General features: G+C 60.6%; 13 protein-coding genes. 12 read left to right on the top strand and 1 reads right to left on the bottom strand.

What is annotated here, in order from left to right:
• The first annotated feature begins 13 nt into the window (after positions 1-13).
• The 10 genes from ML541_RS13785 (at position 14) to ML541_RS13740 (ending at position 15601) form a co-directional block, all read left to right on the top strand.
• Positions 14-1051, top strand: coding sequence for a hypothetical protein (locus tag ML541_RS13785; RefSeq protein ID WP_243373698.1), 1038 nt, complete (start codon positions 14-16; stop codon positions 1049-1051).
• Between the two features lie 333 nt (positions 1052-1384).
• Positions 1385-4765: a cadherin domain-containing protein gene (locus ML541_RS13780; RefSeq protein ID WP_243373696.1), complete on the top strand. Its 3381-nt coding sequence runs from the start codon at positions 1385-1387 to the stop codon at positions 4763-4765.
• Complete coding sequence (locus ML541_RS13775) at positions 4765-7356, top strand: tetratricopeptide repeat-containing sulfotransferase family protein (RefSeq protein WP_243373694.1); 2592 nt, start codon at positions 4765-4767, stop codon at positions 7354-7356. The genes ML541_RS13780 and ML541_RS13775 overlap by 1 nt, the downstream gene beginning before the upstream one ends.
• Positions 7356-8615: a TolC family protein gene (locus ML541_RS13770; protein WP_243373692.1), complete on the top strand. Its 1260-nt coding sequence runs from the start codon at positions 7356-7358 to the stop codon at positions 8613-8615. The genes ML541_RS13775 and ML541_RS13770 overlap by 1 nt, the downstream gene beginning before the upstream one ends.
• A 14-nt stretch (positions 8616-8629) precedes the next feature.
• A complete protein-coding gene (locus tag ML541_RS13765) occupies positions 8630-10777 on the top strand; it encodes an ATP-binding cassette domain-containing protein (protein ID WP_243373690.1) in 2148 nt (715 codons plus the stop codon).
• A 1-nt stretch (position 10778) separates the two neighbouring features.
• Positions 10779-11951 (top strand): HlyD family type I secretion periplasmic adaptor subunit, encoded by a 1173-nt coding sequence (locus ML541_RS13760; protein ID WP_243373689.1) that lies wholly within the window; start codon positions 10779-10781, stop codon positions 11949-11951.
• Between the two features lie 95 nt (positions 11952-12046).
• Positions 12047-13558 carry a peptidase S10 gene (locus ML541_RS13755; RefSeq protein ID WP_243373688.1) on the top strand — a complete coding sequence of 504 codons (1512 nt, stop codon included), beginning with the start codon at positions 12047-12049 and terminating at the stop codon, positions 13556-13558.
• Between the two features lie 474 nt (positions 13559-14032).
• Complete coding sequence (locus ML541_RS13750; RefSeq protein WP_243373687.1) at positions 14033-14620, top strand: YceI family protein; 588 nt, start codon at positions 14033-14035, stop codon at positions 14618-14620.
• 25 nt (positions 14621-14645) lie between these two features.
• Positions 14646-14864 (top strand): CDGSH iron-sulfur domain-containing protein, encoded by a 219-nt coding sequence (locus tag ML541_RS13745; RefSeq protein WP_243373686.1) that lies wholly within the window; start codon positions 14646-14648, stop codon positions 14862-14864.
• A 92-nt stretch (positions 14865-14956) separates the two neighbouring features.
• Complete coding sequence (locus tag ML541_RS13740; RefSeq protein WP_243373685.1) at positions 14957-15601, top strand: CoA pyrophosphatase; 645 nt, start codon at positions 14957-14959, stop codon at positions 15599-15601.
• 147 nt (positions 15602-15748) lie between these two features.
• Here the strand turns inward: ML541_RS13740 and ML541_RS13735 are convergent, their stop codons facing one another.
• Positions 15749-16240: a Slp family lipoprotein gene (locus ML541_RS13735; RefSeq protein WP_243373684.1), complete on the bottom strand. Its 492-nt coding sequence runs from the start codon at positions 16238-16240 to the stop codon at positions 15749-15751.
• A gap of 215 nt (positions 16241-16455) precedes the next feature.
• On the opposite strand from ML541_RS13735, the gene ML541_RS13730 reads away from it, so the two are divergent.
• Positions 16456-16809: a hypothetical protein gene (locus tag ML541_RS13730; RefSeq protein WP_243373683.1), complete on the top strand. Its 354-nt coding sequence runs from the start codon at positions 16456-16458 to the stop codon at positions 16807-16809.
• Between the two features lie 151 nt (positions 16810-16960).
• The gene (locus ML541_RS13725) at positions 16961-17296 is read left to right on the top strand and encodes a hypothetical protein (RefSeq protein ID WP_243373682.1); all 336 of its coding nucleotides are present in this window, start codon (positions 16961-16963) and stop codon (positions 17294-17296) included.
• The last annotated feature ends 152 nt before the right edge of the window (positions 17297-17448 follow it).

The raw sequence follows: 17448 nt of genomic DNA, 5'->3' as shown, positions 1-17448 counted from the left end.
CCATGGGTCGCCCATGACACGTCGGCGGCCGCCACCGGGCCCGGTAGCCTTCGGTTGCTTTGCTGTCCTGGCGGTGATCGTTTTCCTGCTCGGCCAGGCTGTTGCCGCGCCGGCGCCAGCTGGCATGGTGCTTGAGGAAGGCACCGCCTACGGCGCTGCCCCAGAGCAGTCGATCCAGGATAGCATCTCCGATCCAGGGGACATCATCTCGCTGCCGCTCCTCGGTTCGGTCCAGACCTCCCGGCTGTCACTGCCGGTGCTGACCCTTGTCATTGCCGGGCTCGACAGCTTCAACCCGTGCGCCTTCTTCGTGCTCTTTTTCCTCCTCTCGCTTTTGCTGCACGCCCATTCCCGCAAGCGGATGGTGATCATCGGCGGCATTTTCGTGCTCTTTTCCGGTCTCCTCTACTTCGTCTTCATGGCTGCCTGGCTCAATTTCTTTCTGCTGGTGGGGCGGCTGAAGTATATTGCCGCCATTGCCGGGGCGGTGGCGATCGTCATCGCCACCATCAACATCAAGGATTACTTTTTCTTCAAGCGCGGCATTTCCCTGACAATTCCGGAGCAGGTCAAACCGAAGCTGTTCGAGCGGATGCGCAACATCATGCGCGCCGGGTCGGTGCCCGCCATGCTTGCCGCCACCATCTTCCTGGCGTTTACCGCAAACCTTTACGAACTGATCTGTACCGCCGGATTTCCCATGATCTACACGCGGGCACTCACCCTGCAGCCCCTGCCTATGCCGGTTTATTATTTATACCTGGCCCTCTACAACCTGGTCTATGTCATCCCCCTCGCCGGCATCGTCGCCCTGTTCGCCATCACCCTCGGCAGCCGCAGGCTGAGCGAACGGCACGGGCGGGTGCTCAAGCTTTTGTCCGGGGTGATGATGTTCTTTCTCGGGCTCATTCTCCTCATCAAGCCGCACCTGCTCGCGAATGCCGCCGCATCCGCAGCCGTGCTCGTCGTAGCGCTGGTCACTTCATGGCTCATCGTTCGGTTTGCCCCGCCAGACAAGGAAGAAACAGGAATTAAAAAGTGGACAGACTGATCGAACCATCAGCCTCTCTCTCATTTGCGAATTAAGCGGTGCATCGTTGCGCCGTCGCATGGAACTGCTCAGGGTTGATGCTCGCTGTGGCCTGCGCTGAAGCGGTCTCGCGGCAGTGATCTCCTCTTTAACCTGCAGCTTTGGCCCATGCCGCCTCTAAAATTTTTCCCTTTGACATTTAGTGCTAACACTTTATTATTAGTTTCTAACTAATACTTTTTACTTTTTATATCACCCATACTACCCATACCTTTGGGTGAACCGGCTCGGACAAGCATATTGCCTGCTGTGCCAGGCTCTCCTGGCACTTCCCACTAATTGAGGAGGATGGTCATGGCAAAAAAAATTGTCAGCGATGGGGCTAAGTTCTCTTATGCCGCCGGGGAAAAGGTACATCGTGCCATTCCAGGTGCACCGGGCGATGGAGGGACGCAGGCATTTTCTCCGCCCATAGCCAGGAAGGCTCCCGGGAACGTCGAGCCTGAAGACCAGCCCCAGGATGATAAGAAGCTCACCGTTGCGGCAGTCGAAGTAAATGGAGTCGATGGCGCTGTGACTGCAGCCCCGCCGGAACCGACTGCGACTGCAGAGACACGGCCTGCTCACGGCAGCGATGTGGCCAAGACCGGCGATGAGGATGAAGACCGGTCCAGTGGCAACGGAAGCTGGTGGCTGCTTGGGGGAGCCGGCCTGGCGGCAGTAGCCACGGGGATCGGCCTCGCTTTTTCAGGGAATGACCGCGATGGTTCGACGCAGGGCATACACAGCAATGACTCGGAGGTGTTTAGCCCCGCAAACCCGGGGTCCAGCCCTGCCAACCCAGGGTCCACCCCCGCCAACTCTGCACCAAACCTGGGTAACTACGCCGTTACCCTTGCCGAAAACAGCGCCAAAGGTACGACGGTAGAAACGGTTTCCGCTACCGACGCCGACGGCGATAGGATTACCTACACCATAATTGCCGGAAACGACAGCGGCGCCTTCGCCATAGATGCTGCCAGTGGGGCAATCACCGTTGCCGACGCCTCGAAGCTCGATTTCGAGACCATCCAAAAATTCACCCTCACCGTGCAGGCATCGGACGGCAGGTTAAGCGATACGGGCACGGTAACCATCAACCTCACCGACCTCAACGACAACGCCCCGGTCATCACCTCCGGCAGCAGCGGCATCGTCGCAGAAAACGCCCCCACCGACACCGTCATCTACCAGGCAACAGCCAGCGACGCCGATAGCGGAACCACCATCACTTACAGCCTCGGGACGGAAGGGGACGCCTCCCTGCTCAGCATCGATCCAGGCAGCGGCGCAGTCACACTCAAAAACAGCGCCGATTTCGAGGCAAAGAGCTCCTACACCTTCACGGTCATTGCCGGAGATGGGGTCAACAGCAGCGAGAAAACCATTACTGTCAGCGTCACAGATCTCAATGACAACGCCCCGGTCTTCACTTCCGGCAGCAGCGGCGCCGTCGCCGAAAACGCCCCCACGGACACCGTCATCTATCAGACGACAGCCAGCGATGCCGATGCGGGAGACAGCATCACCTACAGCCTCAAACCGGGTGAAGATGCCGAACTGCTCCATGTGGATCCAGCCACCGGAGCAGTCACTCTCCTTAACCCCGCGGATTTCGAGAGCAAGTCAAGTTACAGCTTCACCGTCGCCGTCAACGACGACGTCCACACCATTGAACAGAGGGTAACCGTCGGCGTCACCGATATGAACGAAGCGCCGGTCATCACCAGTAACGGCGGCGGGGCAACCGCAGCCGCAAGTGTCAGCGAAAACCAGACAGCCGTTACCACCGTGACCGCCACCGACGTGGATGCAAGCGATGGCAGGACCTTCAGCATCGCGGGCGGGGCCGACCAGGCCCTTTTCGCCATCGACCCAGAAACGGGGGTGCTGACATTTCTGGCCTCCCCGGATCGTGAACAACCGACAGATGCCGACGGCAACAACATCTACGACGTTCAGGTCGCAGTCACCGACCGGGGGGGGCTCTCGGATGTGCAGAACCTGGCGGTTACCGTCACCGATGTCAGGGAGCATGTGGTCGTGGAAGCCTCTGGGGCATGGCTCGACCTGAACGCCAACGGCATCCGGGACGGGGAAGACCGCATCCGGGCCGATTTAACCCCGGGGACGGGCAATGTGGACCTGGCGGCGGTCCATGGAGTCATCCATTACAACAACATTCCCAGCGGGGCCATTGACCTGAACGGTTTCGGCGCCGACGACCGGATCGAGATAGATGCGCAGGCATTCATCGATAACGGTCATCAGGGTCTGCAGATCCTCACCCGGCCCCATATCCGGACACTAGATGCCTTTGCCGCGTTTGGCACCAGCCATAGCGGCAAGACCGACAACGGCCTGGAGGAACTGGGCACCGGAACCCGCTATTTCAACCACAATACCTATGAAGCCCTGGCTGCCCCGCCGAGGACAGCAGGGCTAGGCCTGACCCTGCACAATGCAGGCAACCTCCGCGTCAAAAGCAATGACGGCCCCACCGCCATTGAAGGGCAACTGGCATCCGGGCTCCCCTCAGGCGTACCGCTGCAGCAGGTGGTCGATTTCGTCCACCTTCCTGAAAAACCGGCTGTCATCCATGTGGTTGTGGAACGGGACGGCGCCGTCATCGACACCGACGGCGACGGCGTCCGTGACAGCAGCGAAAACCGCCTGGCGCTGTTCGATGCCGGAGGAAGCGCGGAGCTGGGGGGCACGGCAGGAGTGACGGTACATTTCAACGACGTTCCCCTCAACGCTCTCAACCTGACCGGCTTCGGCGCCGACGACAAGGTCGAGTTCGATGTCCAGGCACTGGGGCAGCACAATGTCCTCAGATCGGCCACCCGCCTGGCCGGCCTCACGGCCCTCACCACCATCACCAATATCCTTAACCCCATCAGGGTCGGTTATACCTTCAATTCGGCCGGATCTTCCCCGGCACGACTTATTGTCAGAGAAACGCCGCTGTCGAACCCTTTCAACGGGCTACCTGCCAATGCCAACGCCGTAATGGGTATTGCCGACATGGGAGCGAACAAAGGGCAGGGCGCACTCGTCTACTGGAACGACTCGAGCAATGCCCTCAACGAAGCTCGGCACATCCTCCCCGGTTACACGGGCAACAATGAAGAGGGCGTACTGGAGACACTCAACTCGAACGCACCCCATGGTGGATTGGTTGATTTTGTCTGGCCGGAAAACGTGGTCGTTGATGGCAGCGGCGCCTGGATCGACGCCAATGGCGACGGGCGCAGGGATGCGGGGGAGACGACTGCCGTCGATCTGACAGGCGATCTGGCAGCCAATCCCGTTACTGTCCATGTGAACGACATCCCGACGACCCCCCTGGATTTCAGCGGCTTTGGCTCTGACGACCGGCTGGTTGTGGATATGGATGCCTTGGGTCACGGCAACGGAGACAGGGTGCTCGCGTCACAACCGATCCATCAGGCCGGCAGCCGGATCGACGGCTATGGCTTCAGCGGCGGGAATTACAGCACCGGAGGCAAGAGCGGGGTATTCCTGGCAGGAAGCTCACTTAAGTTCGGTCACGAGGCTCCGGGAACAGGGACGGTGTCCCTGCAGTACACCGCAACCGGGCCACTGGAAGGGACCATTGCCGTCAATGCCGGTGCCCTTGCCCATCACTTCGACCAGGTGGTCTTCGTCGATTCGGGAGCGGGACCCGCCTGATGACCGGTGCCGCTCCCCCTTTCACGGCAGGTTCCAGGGATTTATACCCCGGACAGGTTCCGGCATTCCCGCAGGCCTATCGGACAAACAGTGCCGCGAGTCAGCCGGAAGAACCGGCAACGCGGGCACTGCAGGCTCTTGCCGCAGCCATGGGAAACGAGCGGCAAAAGGCCTTGGCGGCACTTGCCGAATTTCCCGCCCCTGAAGACCTGAACGACCTGGAGGCACTGCTCGCCGTGGGAAGCACCTGGTTCAAGCTGGGTGCCCCGGAGACCGCCATTCCCTTTCTCCACCGGGCATGGGAAGACGACTGCAGACATCCGCTCGTTGCCGCCCGGCTGGGGGCTTGCCTGCTGGCTGCAAGGCAGTTGCCGGAAGCCTTACCCATGCTGGAACGGGCGGTGGAGCTAATGCCTGAATCCGGGGGAGCCTGGCTGAACCTGGCGCGGGGATACCTGGCAGTGGGAGAGGCGGGAAAAGCGCTGGCAGCCTTGGATCGGACAGCCCCCCTCGCCGGCAAGGACGAAAGTCTCTATCGCTTTTCCCGCGTTGAAGCGCTCTTCCGCCTTGAGCGCCATGAAGAAGCCGAATCGGTGCTGCGCCAGGCCTTCGACCGGGGGGACCGGGGAGCGACTACGGCGTTGGTGCACCTGCTGGGCGCCTGCGGGCGGCACGAGGAGGCATGGCTTCTGCTGATGGATGCGCTGGAGGATAAGCCCGACGAAACGGAGCTGATGGAACTCGCGGCCGAACTGGCACAGGTGCGGGGACGATTCGGCGAGGCAGCCCACTGGCTGAAGCGGGCGCTGGAAAAGGAACCCGACAACGCCCGCCTCTGGTCGTGCCTGGCCATGTTGAGCAGCCGCCACCTTGGCGTGAACTCTGCCAGGGAAGCCGCCGACACGGCCCTTGCCCTGACCGAGGGGGTGGGTGGCCCCCTCCGCGCCCATGCCTTGACAGCCAATGCACACGTCCTGGCAGAACAGGATCGACGTACTGAGGCCGAAGAAGCCTACCGGGCAGCGCTGGCGCTACCCCCCCGTTTCGCGCCGGCCCTGACGGGACTGGGAAACCTGCTGATGCAACAGGGGCACGTCGAGGAGGCGACCGCCCTTTACAAAAGCCTGAAGGAAATCGCGCCTTTGCAAGGATGGAGCCAGCTGATCCAGGCCCGGGAGTTGCCGGAGGAAACGGAGGTGCTGGAGCAATTGGCCCTGGCGGCACGGAGGCCGAGTCTGGAAGGACCGTTGCAGTCCCACCTGCTCTTTACATTGGCGGCAGCTTGGGAAAAGAAGGAGGACAATGACAGGGCCTGGCAGTTTGCGGCCGAAGCCAACAGGGCAGTACAGGAACACCTCTCCTATCGTCCCGAGCAGCACCGGGCCAGGGTGGAAAGGGAGATGGCGCGGTTTTCCGCCGCGTTCATGGCCAACCGTGCCGGTTATGGCATAAGGAGCCGGCTCCCGACTTTTGTCCTCGGCATGCCCCGCTCCGGGACGACCCTCGTGGAGCAGATCCTGGGGAGCCACAGCAAGGTATTCGGTGCCGGCGAGCTCTCGCTTGTTCCCGAGCTGATCCGCACGTTCAATGCCTGGGAGATGAAGCTTGGAACGAGGCGCTCCTATCCCGAATGCATCGACGATATGGGAAAAGAGGAATCCCGCCGCTTCGCCGCAAAACACCTGGCCCGACTGCAGGGCTATGCCCCCACAGCCGAAAGGATCGTGGACAAGCTCCCCCACAACTTCGAACACATCGGCCTGATCAAGCTGCTGTTTCCCGAAGCGGCAATCCTGCACCTCAGGCGCGAACCGCGGGACGTGGCCGTCTCCAATTTTTTCACGGACTATGCCTGCAAATTCAGCGGCATGGGCTTCGCCTACGACATGGCCTGGATCGGCGAACAGCTGGTCGATCACCAGCGTCTGATGGACCACTGGCACCGGGTCTTTCCCGGGCAGATCCTGGAGGTGGAGTACGATGCCCTGGTCGAGGACGTGGAGGGATGGGCGCGCCGGATCATCGATTACCTGGGGCTGCCGTGGGAAGACGATGTCCTCTCCTTCCGGCAGCTGGACCGGCCGGTGAAAACCGCATCCGTCTGGCAGGTGCGCCAGCCGGTGTATACCACCTCGAAGGCAAAATGGAAGCGATACGCAGAACACCTGGAGCCGCTGGAAAGCGCCCTGGCGGATATCCCCCCCCTGCCCGATCCCCTGCCCCTATCGCGCGTGCCGGCAGGGCTCTTTCTCGATGGAATGGCGCACCTTCAGGCAGGCAGATTCAGGGAAGCGGAAAGCTCCTTCCGGGCGCTGGCAGCGGCCCGTCCGGCACATGCAGCGGCCCATCATTTTCTCGGCGCAGCTCTCTTCCAGCAGCAGAAAGCGGTCGAGGCGAGAAAAGCCATGCGCCGTTCAGTGGAACTGCTCCCCATGCACCGCCAATGGCTGGAGAATCTCCTGGCGGTGGAAGAGACGCTGGGAAACAGAAGGGAAGCCGAAGAACTGGCGGCGATGATTGCCGGGCGCACCGACACCGGACCCCACTTCCCGGAAAACGGTTCCGATCACCTCGCCAGCGGAGCTACCTGATGGCTGTATGGTGTCGCGCGCTGCTGGTCTGCTCGCTCAGCCTCCCGTTGCTGCCCCTGCCGCTCCTTGCCCAGGATACGCCGCCCACGGATGGAATCCTTGCGGCGCTCCGCAATGCCGTTGCCCTCCATCCCAGCATCAAGAGTAGGCTCAACGAGTTGAATGCCCTGGACCTGGAGCTCCAATCGGAAAAGGCGCGTCGTCTCCCGTCCCTGTCCCTCCAGGCACAGGCCTTGACCGACGATCAGTCACAGGTCTTCGCCCGTGTCCAGCAGCCCCTTTGGGTGGGTGGGCGGATCGACGGAGCCATCAAGCAGGCCGGCATGCGCCTTCGTTCTGGACGGGCCTCGCTCCTGGCCTTGCAGCGCCAGCTGATGGAGGATACAGCAGCGGCCTACGCAGTGCTCATCGGCTTCAGCCGACGTCTGGCCGCCATCGACCGGAACGTTGCCGAACACGAAAAGCTGCTGGGGCTCATCTCCCGCCGCCAGGCAGGCAGCATCGCCTCCGAAGCCGATGTGCGCCTGGCACGCGCCCGGCTGACCATGGCCATTGCCCAGCGGGAGCAGACAAAAGGGGAGCTGCAACGGGCGCTGGCCGACCTTCTGGCCCTGACCCAGGAACCGGCGGGCCCGCTGCTCCCCATCCCCGACAGGCTCCTGGTACTGCCCGATTTCGCCGGGATTGCGACGGGCATCGTCGAAGCCTCGGCGACCGTCCAACAGCGCCGGGCCGATGTGGAGGTGGTGCGGACCGAGGTCGAGCTGCGCCGGGCCGACCTGATGCCGAGCCTCTACGCCCGCCTTGACCAGAATATCTATGGGAGGGACGGCAAAAGAGATTTGCCGGTGACCACCAAGGCAGGGGTTGTTCTGGAAGGTAGCCTGGAAGGTGCCGGCCTGGCAGGATGGAAACGGATCAAGTCGGTCGAAGCCCGCATCGATGCTGCCCGCAAGGATGTGGAGACAGCCCGCACCGATGCCAGGCGTCGTGCCGAAACCCTTCTGGCGGTGACGGCATCGCTGCAGAGCGTTATGGAGAGCAACGAGCTGCTGGTGGCGGCAACGGAGGAAACCTTGGCTTCTTTCATGCGCCAGTATGACGCGGGGAGAAAGACCTGGGTGGATGTGCTGAACGCCCAGCGGGAGCTTTCCGATGCCCGCCTCGCCCTGGAACAGACCAGGAGCTCGCTGCAGGAAAACACCCTGCGCCTGTCGGTGCAGATTGGAAGACTGGATTCGATGGTGATCGGCCCATGATGGAGAATGCTGGCATGGCAAATTCGGATGGCTTGAAAGGCCCCCAGGCAACGGCGATCACGGCGGGGGTGCTGGGAAAACTGCTGCTCATGCACGGTTTGCCCGTCCCGAAGGGGGCGTTGGCCGAGGCTTGCAGCACGATGCAACCTGAGGATGCGGATATGCCCCCTGCGGAACGCCTCATGGGCATCCTTCGGGCCGTCCATAAAAATGGGGTGCAGGTTGTCCAGCTGCGCTGGAGCCGACTGGACCGGCGGCACCTGCCGGTGCTGGTCTGGCATGGGGGAGAATGGCAAATTGCCTCCCATGGCAGTGGACGCATGGTAACCCTTGCAGGAGAGAAGGAAAGCGCGGGACCGGTGCCGGTGGCAGAGCTGGCAGATGTGCCGGTCCTGTGGCTGCGGGTACAGTCCGCCGACTCCACGGCTGAGGAGACATTGGAAAGCGGTGCGGCACGGCTGCTGATGCAGGAGGTGCTGCAGGAAAAACGGTGGCTGGTGGAGGTAATTGTCGCCACCGCCGCAGTAAACCTGCTGGCGGTGGCCGGCTCACTTTTTTCCATGCAGGTCTATGACCGGGTGGTGCCGACCATGGCCTATGCGACCCTGACGGCGCTCGTTGTCGGCATGGCCATAGTGGTGGCGGTGGACTGGACGCTGAAGCATATCCGTGCACGCATCGTGGACACCCTGGCAAAGCAGGTGGACCTGGCGGTCTCCCAGCAACTGTTCGAGCATGTCATGGGGCTGCGGCTGGATGCACGTCCCCGCAGCCTGGGGTCGCTGGCAGCCCAGATGAGCGGCCTTGAACCGGCGCGCAGTTTCTTCTCATCCACCATCATCTTTGCCCTGGCCGACCTGCCGTTCTGCCTCCTGTTCATTGGTCTCATTGCCGCTATCGGCGGCAGGGTAAGCGTTGTCTACCTTGTGCTGCTGGTCATCGCCCTGGTATGGGGATGGGTTGCCCAGAAACAGCTGCGCAGGCTTGCCCGCCAAGAGATCACCCGGGGGCACGAGCGCCACGGGCTGCTGGTGGAGATGATCCAGGGGGCGGAAACGATCCAGGCAGCAGGTGCCGGCTGGCGCTTTGCCGAATCGTGGCGGAACATCACCGCAACCATGGGGGCTCATGCGCTGCAAAGCAGGACCATCACCAGCACCACCCTGGCGACCACCGGTACCCTGGGCACCCTGGCCTATGTGGCGGCCATAGTGGTCGGGACGACACGCATCGAGGCGGGAGACCTGACCACCGGCGGGCTCATCGCCTGTACCATCCTCGGGGGGCGGGTCATCGCTCCTATTGCCCAGGGGGTCCAGTTGCAGGTGCAGTGGTACCACGTCCGCGAATCCCTGGCCATGGTCAACCGGCTGCTGGCCCTGGAAACGGGCCGCCCGGAGGACGGAAGCCTGCTCGTCCCCGAAACTCTCCCCGACCGGCTCGATTTGGAAGGAGTCCGTTTCGCTTACCCGAACTCGCCGGTCATGCGCCTGCAGCTGCCGGAGCTCAATTTCACCGCCGGGGACCGGGTAGTCCTGCTGGGCCCCAACGGCTGCGGCAAATCCACCCTCCTCACGGTGGCGGCCGGGCTGTACCGGCCGAGTGAAGGGCAGGTGCGGCTTGGGGGGGCCGATATCTGGGAACTGGACAGCCAGGTAATCAACGAGCGGATCGGCTACCTCCCCCAGGACATCCACCTTTTCAAGGGGACGCTGAAGAGCAACCTGCTTCTCGGAGGGGGAGCCAGTGACGGAAAATTGCTGGAGGTGGCCCAACTGCTCGGCATCGACCGCATCGCCGCCGACAGCCCGCGCAGCATGGATCTTGAGATCAGCGAAGGGGGCGCCGGACTGTCGGGGGGACAGCGGCAGCTGGTGGGGCTGGCCCGATTGTTCCTGGCACGGCCGCGGGTCTGGCTGCTGGATGAACCCACCTCCTCCCTCGATCTGGAGGCCGAAAACCGGATCATCGAGGCCATCAGGAAGCGGGTGCGTCCAACCGACATTCTTCTCATCGCCACCCATAGACCCAGGCTGGCGGTGCTCGCCAACCGGGTGATCCTCATGGGGCGCGGCCGCGTGCTGGCCGACGGCAAGCCGGAAGAAGTGCTGCAACAGCAACCGCGCCGGGGGCGGCGGCTGGTGCAGGCGGTGGAGAGCTGACATGACTAAAATCGACTCCGTGCGCAGGCCTGCTCTCGGCAGCCATTCCCTGATCCTGTGGGTCCTGATCGCCGCCCTAGTCGCGACAGGCTTCTGGGCGTCCCGCTACCGCATCGACCAGACGGCACGGGGAGCAGGCACCGTCATCGCCACCAGCAGGGTCCAGGTCATCCAGGCGGTGGATGGAGGGGTGCTCAAATCGCTGCGGGTACGGGAGGGAGACCCGGTGAAGGCTGGACAGGTGCTCGCCGTGCTGGATCAGACCCGCTTCGCCGCCCAGGTCATGGAGCTCGATTCGCGGCTTGCCGCGCTCTACGGCCAGGCGGCACGGCTGCAGGCAGAGGTAACCGGAGCGCCGGCGATCCGATTTCCCACCAGACTGAGGCATTTCCCCGAGCTGCTGGCGGTGCAGAACGCCCTTTTCACCCAGAAGCGCCACAGCCTGGATGAGGAACTGCGCACCCTCGGGGTTGCCGTCAGCCTCGCCCGGGAGGATGCACGGCTGGTGGCGGAACTGGCCAAGACCGGCGACGTCAGCCGCGCCGAGGTCATCAAGGCGGAGCGCGCCTTAAACGATGCCGAAGCCCTGCTCATCAACAGGAAGAACAAGTATTACCAGGATGCCAGGGCCGAGCTGGCCAAGACCGAGGATGACATCGGCCAAAACGAGCAGATACGGACTCCCCGCGCCCAGCAGCTGGCGGACAGCGTCATGCGGTCGCCGGTCGCGGGAATCGTCAAGAATGTGCGCATCACCACCCAGGGGGGAGTGCTCCGCGCCGGCGAGGAACTGCTGCAGATCGTCCCCCTGGACGATGTGCTCATCGTCGAGACGAAAATCCGGCCGGCGGATATCGCCCTGGTGAAACCGGGACTGAAGGCAACGATCCGCTTCGATGCCTTCGACTACACCATTTACGGTTCAGTTGCCGGAACGGTTGCCTATGTGAGCGCCGACACCATCAAGGAGGAGGGAAAGGCAGGAGAACTAACCTACTACCGGGTCCATGTGGCCACGAACGCCAAGCCGGTCAGAACCGCCACAGGCAGGAGCCTGGATATCCTCCCCGGCATGACCGCCCAGGTGGATATCCGCACTGGTGAGCGGACTGTGCTGGATTACCTTCTGAAGCCGCTGCGCAAGACCCTGACCGAATCAATGGGGGAGCGGTAGCAGGTATCCATAGAAAATAGACAGGAAGGGTGTTTTTTGTTCGCACGGGAGGGATGAATAGGCTAAACTTAAGCATTTCCCAGAGGAGGTGGGTCGTGTTCCTTTCCGTTATCCTCATGGCTGCCATGCTTGCGGCCGCCCCCTGTCCGGCAGGGGCGCATCAGGAGGCTTCTCCGACGGAAGCCTCTCCGAAGGAGATGAAATCGGTCGAGGAAAAACCGGTGGTCAGCAGCCATCGGATCACCCTCGGAAAAAAGGAGCTGGCCTACACCACCACCGCCGGCTATCTGCCGGTGACCGGCGACAGCGGTGAAACCGAAGCCCGGATCTTTTTCATTGCCTATACCCTCGAAAGGAAACAGCCGGATATCCGCCGGCCGCTCCTCTTCATCTTCAACGGCGGCCCCGGATCAGCCTCGGTCTGGCTGCACCTGGGCATCGCCGGCCCAAAACGGGTACAGATGCGACCGGACGGCACCATGCCCCCACCCCCCTACCGGCTCGCCGATAATGAGCATACCTGGCTCGACCAAGCCGATCTGGTCTTCATCGACCCGGTCGGTACCGGGTACAGCCGGGCCACCAAGCCCGATTTTGCCAAAAAATTCACCTCCGTCCAGGGGGACATCGAGGGGGTCGGCAAGTTCATCCGCCTCTACCTGGGGCGCTACGACCGCTGGGATTCCCCCCTGTTCCTGGTGGGGGAAAGCTACGGCGCCTTCCGCGCCGCCGGTCTCGCCAATTATCTCCTGGAGCACGGCATTGCCCTGAACGGCACCATCCTCATTTCCGCCATCATGAACATGCAGACCGTCTCCTTTGATCCGGGCAACGATCTCCCCTATGCCCTCTACCTACCCAGCTACGCCGCCACCGCCTGGTACCACAAGAAAGGGGCAGCCCCCGCCGCCGAGCTGGATGCTCTCCTGGAAGAGGCGGAAACCTGGGCGGGAAGCGCCTATTTCACCGCCCTGGCCAAGGGGGACGATTTACCAGCCAAGGAGCGAACGGAGGTCGCCGACCGCCTTGCCCGCTTCACCGGCCTGAGCCCTTCCTTCATCGACAGCCTCAACCTGCGCATCGACAGCAGAACCTTTGTCCGGGAACTTCTCCGCGACCGGCAGCAGGTGACTGGCACCATGGACAGCCGCTTCACCGCCGCCAATACCGATCCTTCCTCCCCCCACGGCTTCGACCCCACCGTCGCCTCGATCCGCCCCCCCTACACCTCCCTTTTCAACGACTACATCCGTAAAGAGCTCGGCTTTCGAGCGGACCAGGAGTATTACATCCTGGGGGGAGGGATCGGCAAGTGGGACTGGGAAGCGAAAAACGCCTACGCAGACACGAGTAGCGACCTGCGGGAAGCCATGACCAAGAACCCCCACATGAAGCTCTTCGTCGCCATGGGCTGCTTCGACCTGGCCACCCCCCATTTTTCCACCGAATACACCCTGAACCACCTGGGACTCACTCCCGAACTGCGCAAAAACCTCACCACCCGCCGCTATCGGGGAGGCCACATGATGTACCTGGATGTCGCCGCCCTCTCCAGGCTTAGTAGCGATGTCACCGCCTTCATCAGGAATACTGCCGCGGCTCCCTGACCTGGTATAGCCGTTGGCGATTTTTTTGTTCTTGGTCATTTCCAGGAAAAGCAGTCGGGGCGTCGGGAGTGAGTGACGAGCCACAGCGGCGAGCGGACGCCCGCCGTACGTTGAACGAAGGAAAGGATGCCCGTTTTGGCACCACGAACGCACTACGAGGGCGGCACCGCAAGGTCCGCAGCTGCGGTGACAGAGCGAACGGACGTCGTCCCGACTGCTTTTCTTTCTCCAGAAACCCCCTACCGAGGAGTTTTTTCACGGGCAAAAAAAAATCGTTGACAGCAGTTTCAGAAAGATATAGTTTAAGTTCAAACGATATGATTTTAAATCATCGTTGGTATCACCCCGAAAATTGATACGAAGGAGGAACGCACCGACAGTACCCATAAAGAAATAAGCAGGAAAAATTTTTTAGGTAATAAGTTCAATATTAAACCATTTACCATCAACACAACACCAAAAGGAGAAACAACCATGAAACGCATTATCACATCCATCGCAGCAATCATCGCCCTGTCCCTGCCGGCAATGGCATCGGCTTCCAGCTGGAAGATCGATGCCGACCATTCCAACGTGGGGTTCAAAGTCCGCCACCTGATGGTTTCCAACGTCAAAGGGAGCTTTGAGAAGGTAGCTGGCGTCCTTGAGCTGAACGACAAGGACATCACCAAGTCCAAGGTTGACGTCACCATCGAAACCGCATCCGTCAACACCAATGTCGCCAAGCGTGACGAACACCTGCGCAGCGCCGATTTCTTCGATGTTGCCAAGTATCCGACCATGACCTTCGTTTCCAAAAAAGTGGCCAAAGCTGGGAAATACCTTAAAGTTACCGGCAACCTGACCCTCCACGGCGTTACCCGACCTGTCGTGCTCACCGTCGAGCCCCTCACCAAAGAGAGCAAAGATCCCTGGGGCAACCTCCGTCGCGGCACCACTGCTACCACCACCATCAACCGCAAGGACTTCGGCCTGGTCTATAATGCAGCCCTTGAGACCGGTGGGGTAGCCGTCGGTGAAGAAGTGGCCATCATCCTCGAAATTGAAATGATCAAGAAGTAATTAGAGAAAAAGGAGAGAAGCAATTATGACCCAAGCAAAAGGACCCATCGTACTGGAACTGGAACCAGGGACCTACTACCGCTGCACCTGCGGGAAAGCCGCCACACCCTTCTGTGACGGCGCCCACCAGGGAACCGACTGCGCCCCCAAGTCCTTCGAAGTCAAGGAGAAGCAGCAGGTATACCTCTGCAACTGCGGCAAGACCGCTAACGCCCCCTTCTGCGACGGGAGCTGCGCCAAGTAGGGCAATAATACATGCGGCATGACGAGGCCGGACCGGGCACAATGCCGGTCCGGCCTTTTTTGGACATAGCCATGAAAGCAAAGAGTTATAAAATGAAAATACAGGCCATTTCATCACGACCGGAGCGCCACCACGGGCTGGGGGCAGACGGCATGGACCCGTTCCAACAGATTCAGCACGTGCTCGGCCGTCATCGTCCCCGGACCGTAAAGCCCGACGACCGCGCCCATGCAGCAGTGGCCATGATCCTGCGCGAGCGACTCGACGGCCTGAGCGTCCTGCTCATCCAGCGGTCGCTCAACGAAAAGGACTTCTGGTCGGGGCAGATCGGCCTGCCAGGGGGGAGAACGGAAAGCGCCGACAACGGCCCCATGGATACCGCCGAGCGTGAGACCCGTGAAGAGCTCGGCCTTGATCTGTCCGACGCCCGCTACCTGGGTCGCCTCAAGGACCTCGCCCCGAAGGGCTTGAACATCGTCGTATCCTGTTTCGTTTACGCACTTCGGGATGAGCCGGTACTGCACCCCGACCCCCTAGAGGTGGCCGAGGCCTTCTGGTTTCCCCTCCGGGACCTGGATAACCCGGCCGGCCGCGCCCGGATCAGGTTCCTCTTCAAAGGGCGCATGAGGAGCTATCCGGCAGTCTCTATCCCCGGCCCCCAGGAGCGGCAGCTCTGGGGAATCACCTACGACCTGCTGCAGCAGATAAAAAAGGCCATCATCCCAACGGATTATTGAAAAACGTCGAGAGGACCCACAGGGCCTAAAGAGGCCGAGATGCAAGGCTTAAGCGAGCGAAAAGCCGAAGCGTACCCACTGTACGCTGAGGTTTTTAGCGAGTGATAACGCAGCAGATCGGACCCGCAACAGTTTTTCAACAACCTGCTAATGGATGAAGGTACCGATGCCGAAGCCAAAATGAAAGCGCGGTTCCCCGTATCGTTCCTCCGGCCGCCAGAGGTGGATTTCCCGGATCGCCAATACCGGATAGGGATAATCCCGCCCGGCAAGTTCCCTGACCTCCTTCCCCGCCACCGGCCCCACCACGCTCACCAGCATCCCCCGCCGAAAGATGGCGGGATCGAGGAAATCCCCGCTCCTGGCAAGGAAACGCCCTCCCGAGGTGGGATTGTCCTTGATGTGGCCATCGTCGTCGGTCGAAAGCTGCGCCACCTCCAGCTCACTCCCCTGCTCATCGTTCCGCACCGCCACAATCGCCCCGCCCAGCAGAAAATAGCGCCCCTGATACTGCTCCGGCTGCACGCGCAGCACGGCAAAAGGCACATCCCATTCCACCCTGTTCAAGGATTCATCGCTGAAGACCCCGGCACATCCGGAAATGAACATCACCAACACCAGCAAAAGACATAGACGCATCGCAGACCTCCTCTGCCGCTATGATTCAATTAAAGTCTGGCGGCAAACGAAAGGATGTCAATGCCACTGCCTCTGTCTATCCAATGAATACGACCGCACGATAAATGGGCATCTCAAGATACCAGCTGTCACTGTATAAATTTTAATAGGAAATAGTTATCCAACATGGTAGAAGGATTTCACGGATCGTTGTCTGGCAGGGTTATGGAGGGTCCATGTTGAGAGAGATGAAGGCCTATGCCCATCTGAAACCTGGGCAGGACGGCACGAAAAGGCTGGTCGAGCAATATGGCGACAAGCTTGTCTGCGTGCGGTATCGCTTCGATGAGACGCGCGGCGTTAAGCTGAAGACGGTTGAGATCATCGTGGACGAGAAACCATTGCAGGCTCCCCGGTTCAAGGACGATGACCTGGTGCCGGTGCATGTCGCCTATGACGAGACGGAACTGCGACAGCAACTGCGCGCCATGCGGGCGAGATGGGATGCAGAGAGAAAGCTGTGGTACGTGCGCTATGGCCTGATTCGCGGGACCCCCCTAGTCGAGAGGCTTGCAGAACTATATCGCTGAGCGAATATTACCAGTATAGGTAACCTGGCACCTTAACTATATAGGCAATGACTTGTATACGGAAACTGGTCAATAATTAGTTATACCAAGAAAAATAAAAGAACCTAAAACTGCTCCGAGTGAGCGGAATTGCCCAAAAGGGAGAAAGCAAATGGCAGACAACCCAATTCTGAACATTTTAGAGTCAATACAGGCACTTAGCAATCAATTAACATTTCAAAGCGACCATATAGCAACTCTCATTGAAAAGGTCGGAGCACTTGAGGTTGTGCAACTTAGGTTGTTTTCGGCTCTTGCCGAAACAAACCCCTCAGTACACGCCAAAGTAGTTGAAGAATTGGCAAATTTACTAGAGATGAAAAAATCGGTTGGCATCTACTCTGAGGCTTATGACGATCACTTGCGCGCGTTAACTGGGATAAAAGCTGAGTCGAAGCCTCTACTAAGGCTCGTGCCGAAGAAATCTGAGCAGAACAACGCTGAGTAGCTGTTTGCATCTGCATTACCAACTCATTGGCTTCTTCTCTAGTCATGTAATTTACGCATGAATGGCATTTGCATTTCATCTTATCCCCCTTTATTAGAGAAGTGAGGCTACACCCGAAGGTATAACCAGCCAGAAGCAGCGGCCTAAAAAAC

The sequence above is a fragment of the Geotalea sp. SG265 genome, assembly GCF_022808985.1.
Taxonomy (GTDB): Bacteria; Desulfobacterota; Desulfuromonadia; order Geobacterales; family Geobacteraceae; genus Geotalea.
This window is presented reverse-complemented; position numbering and strand designations above follow the sequence as displayed.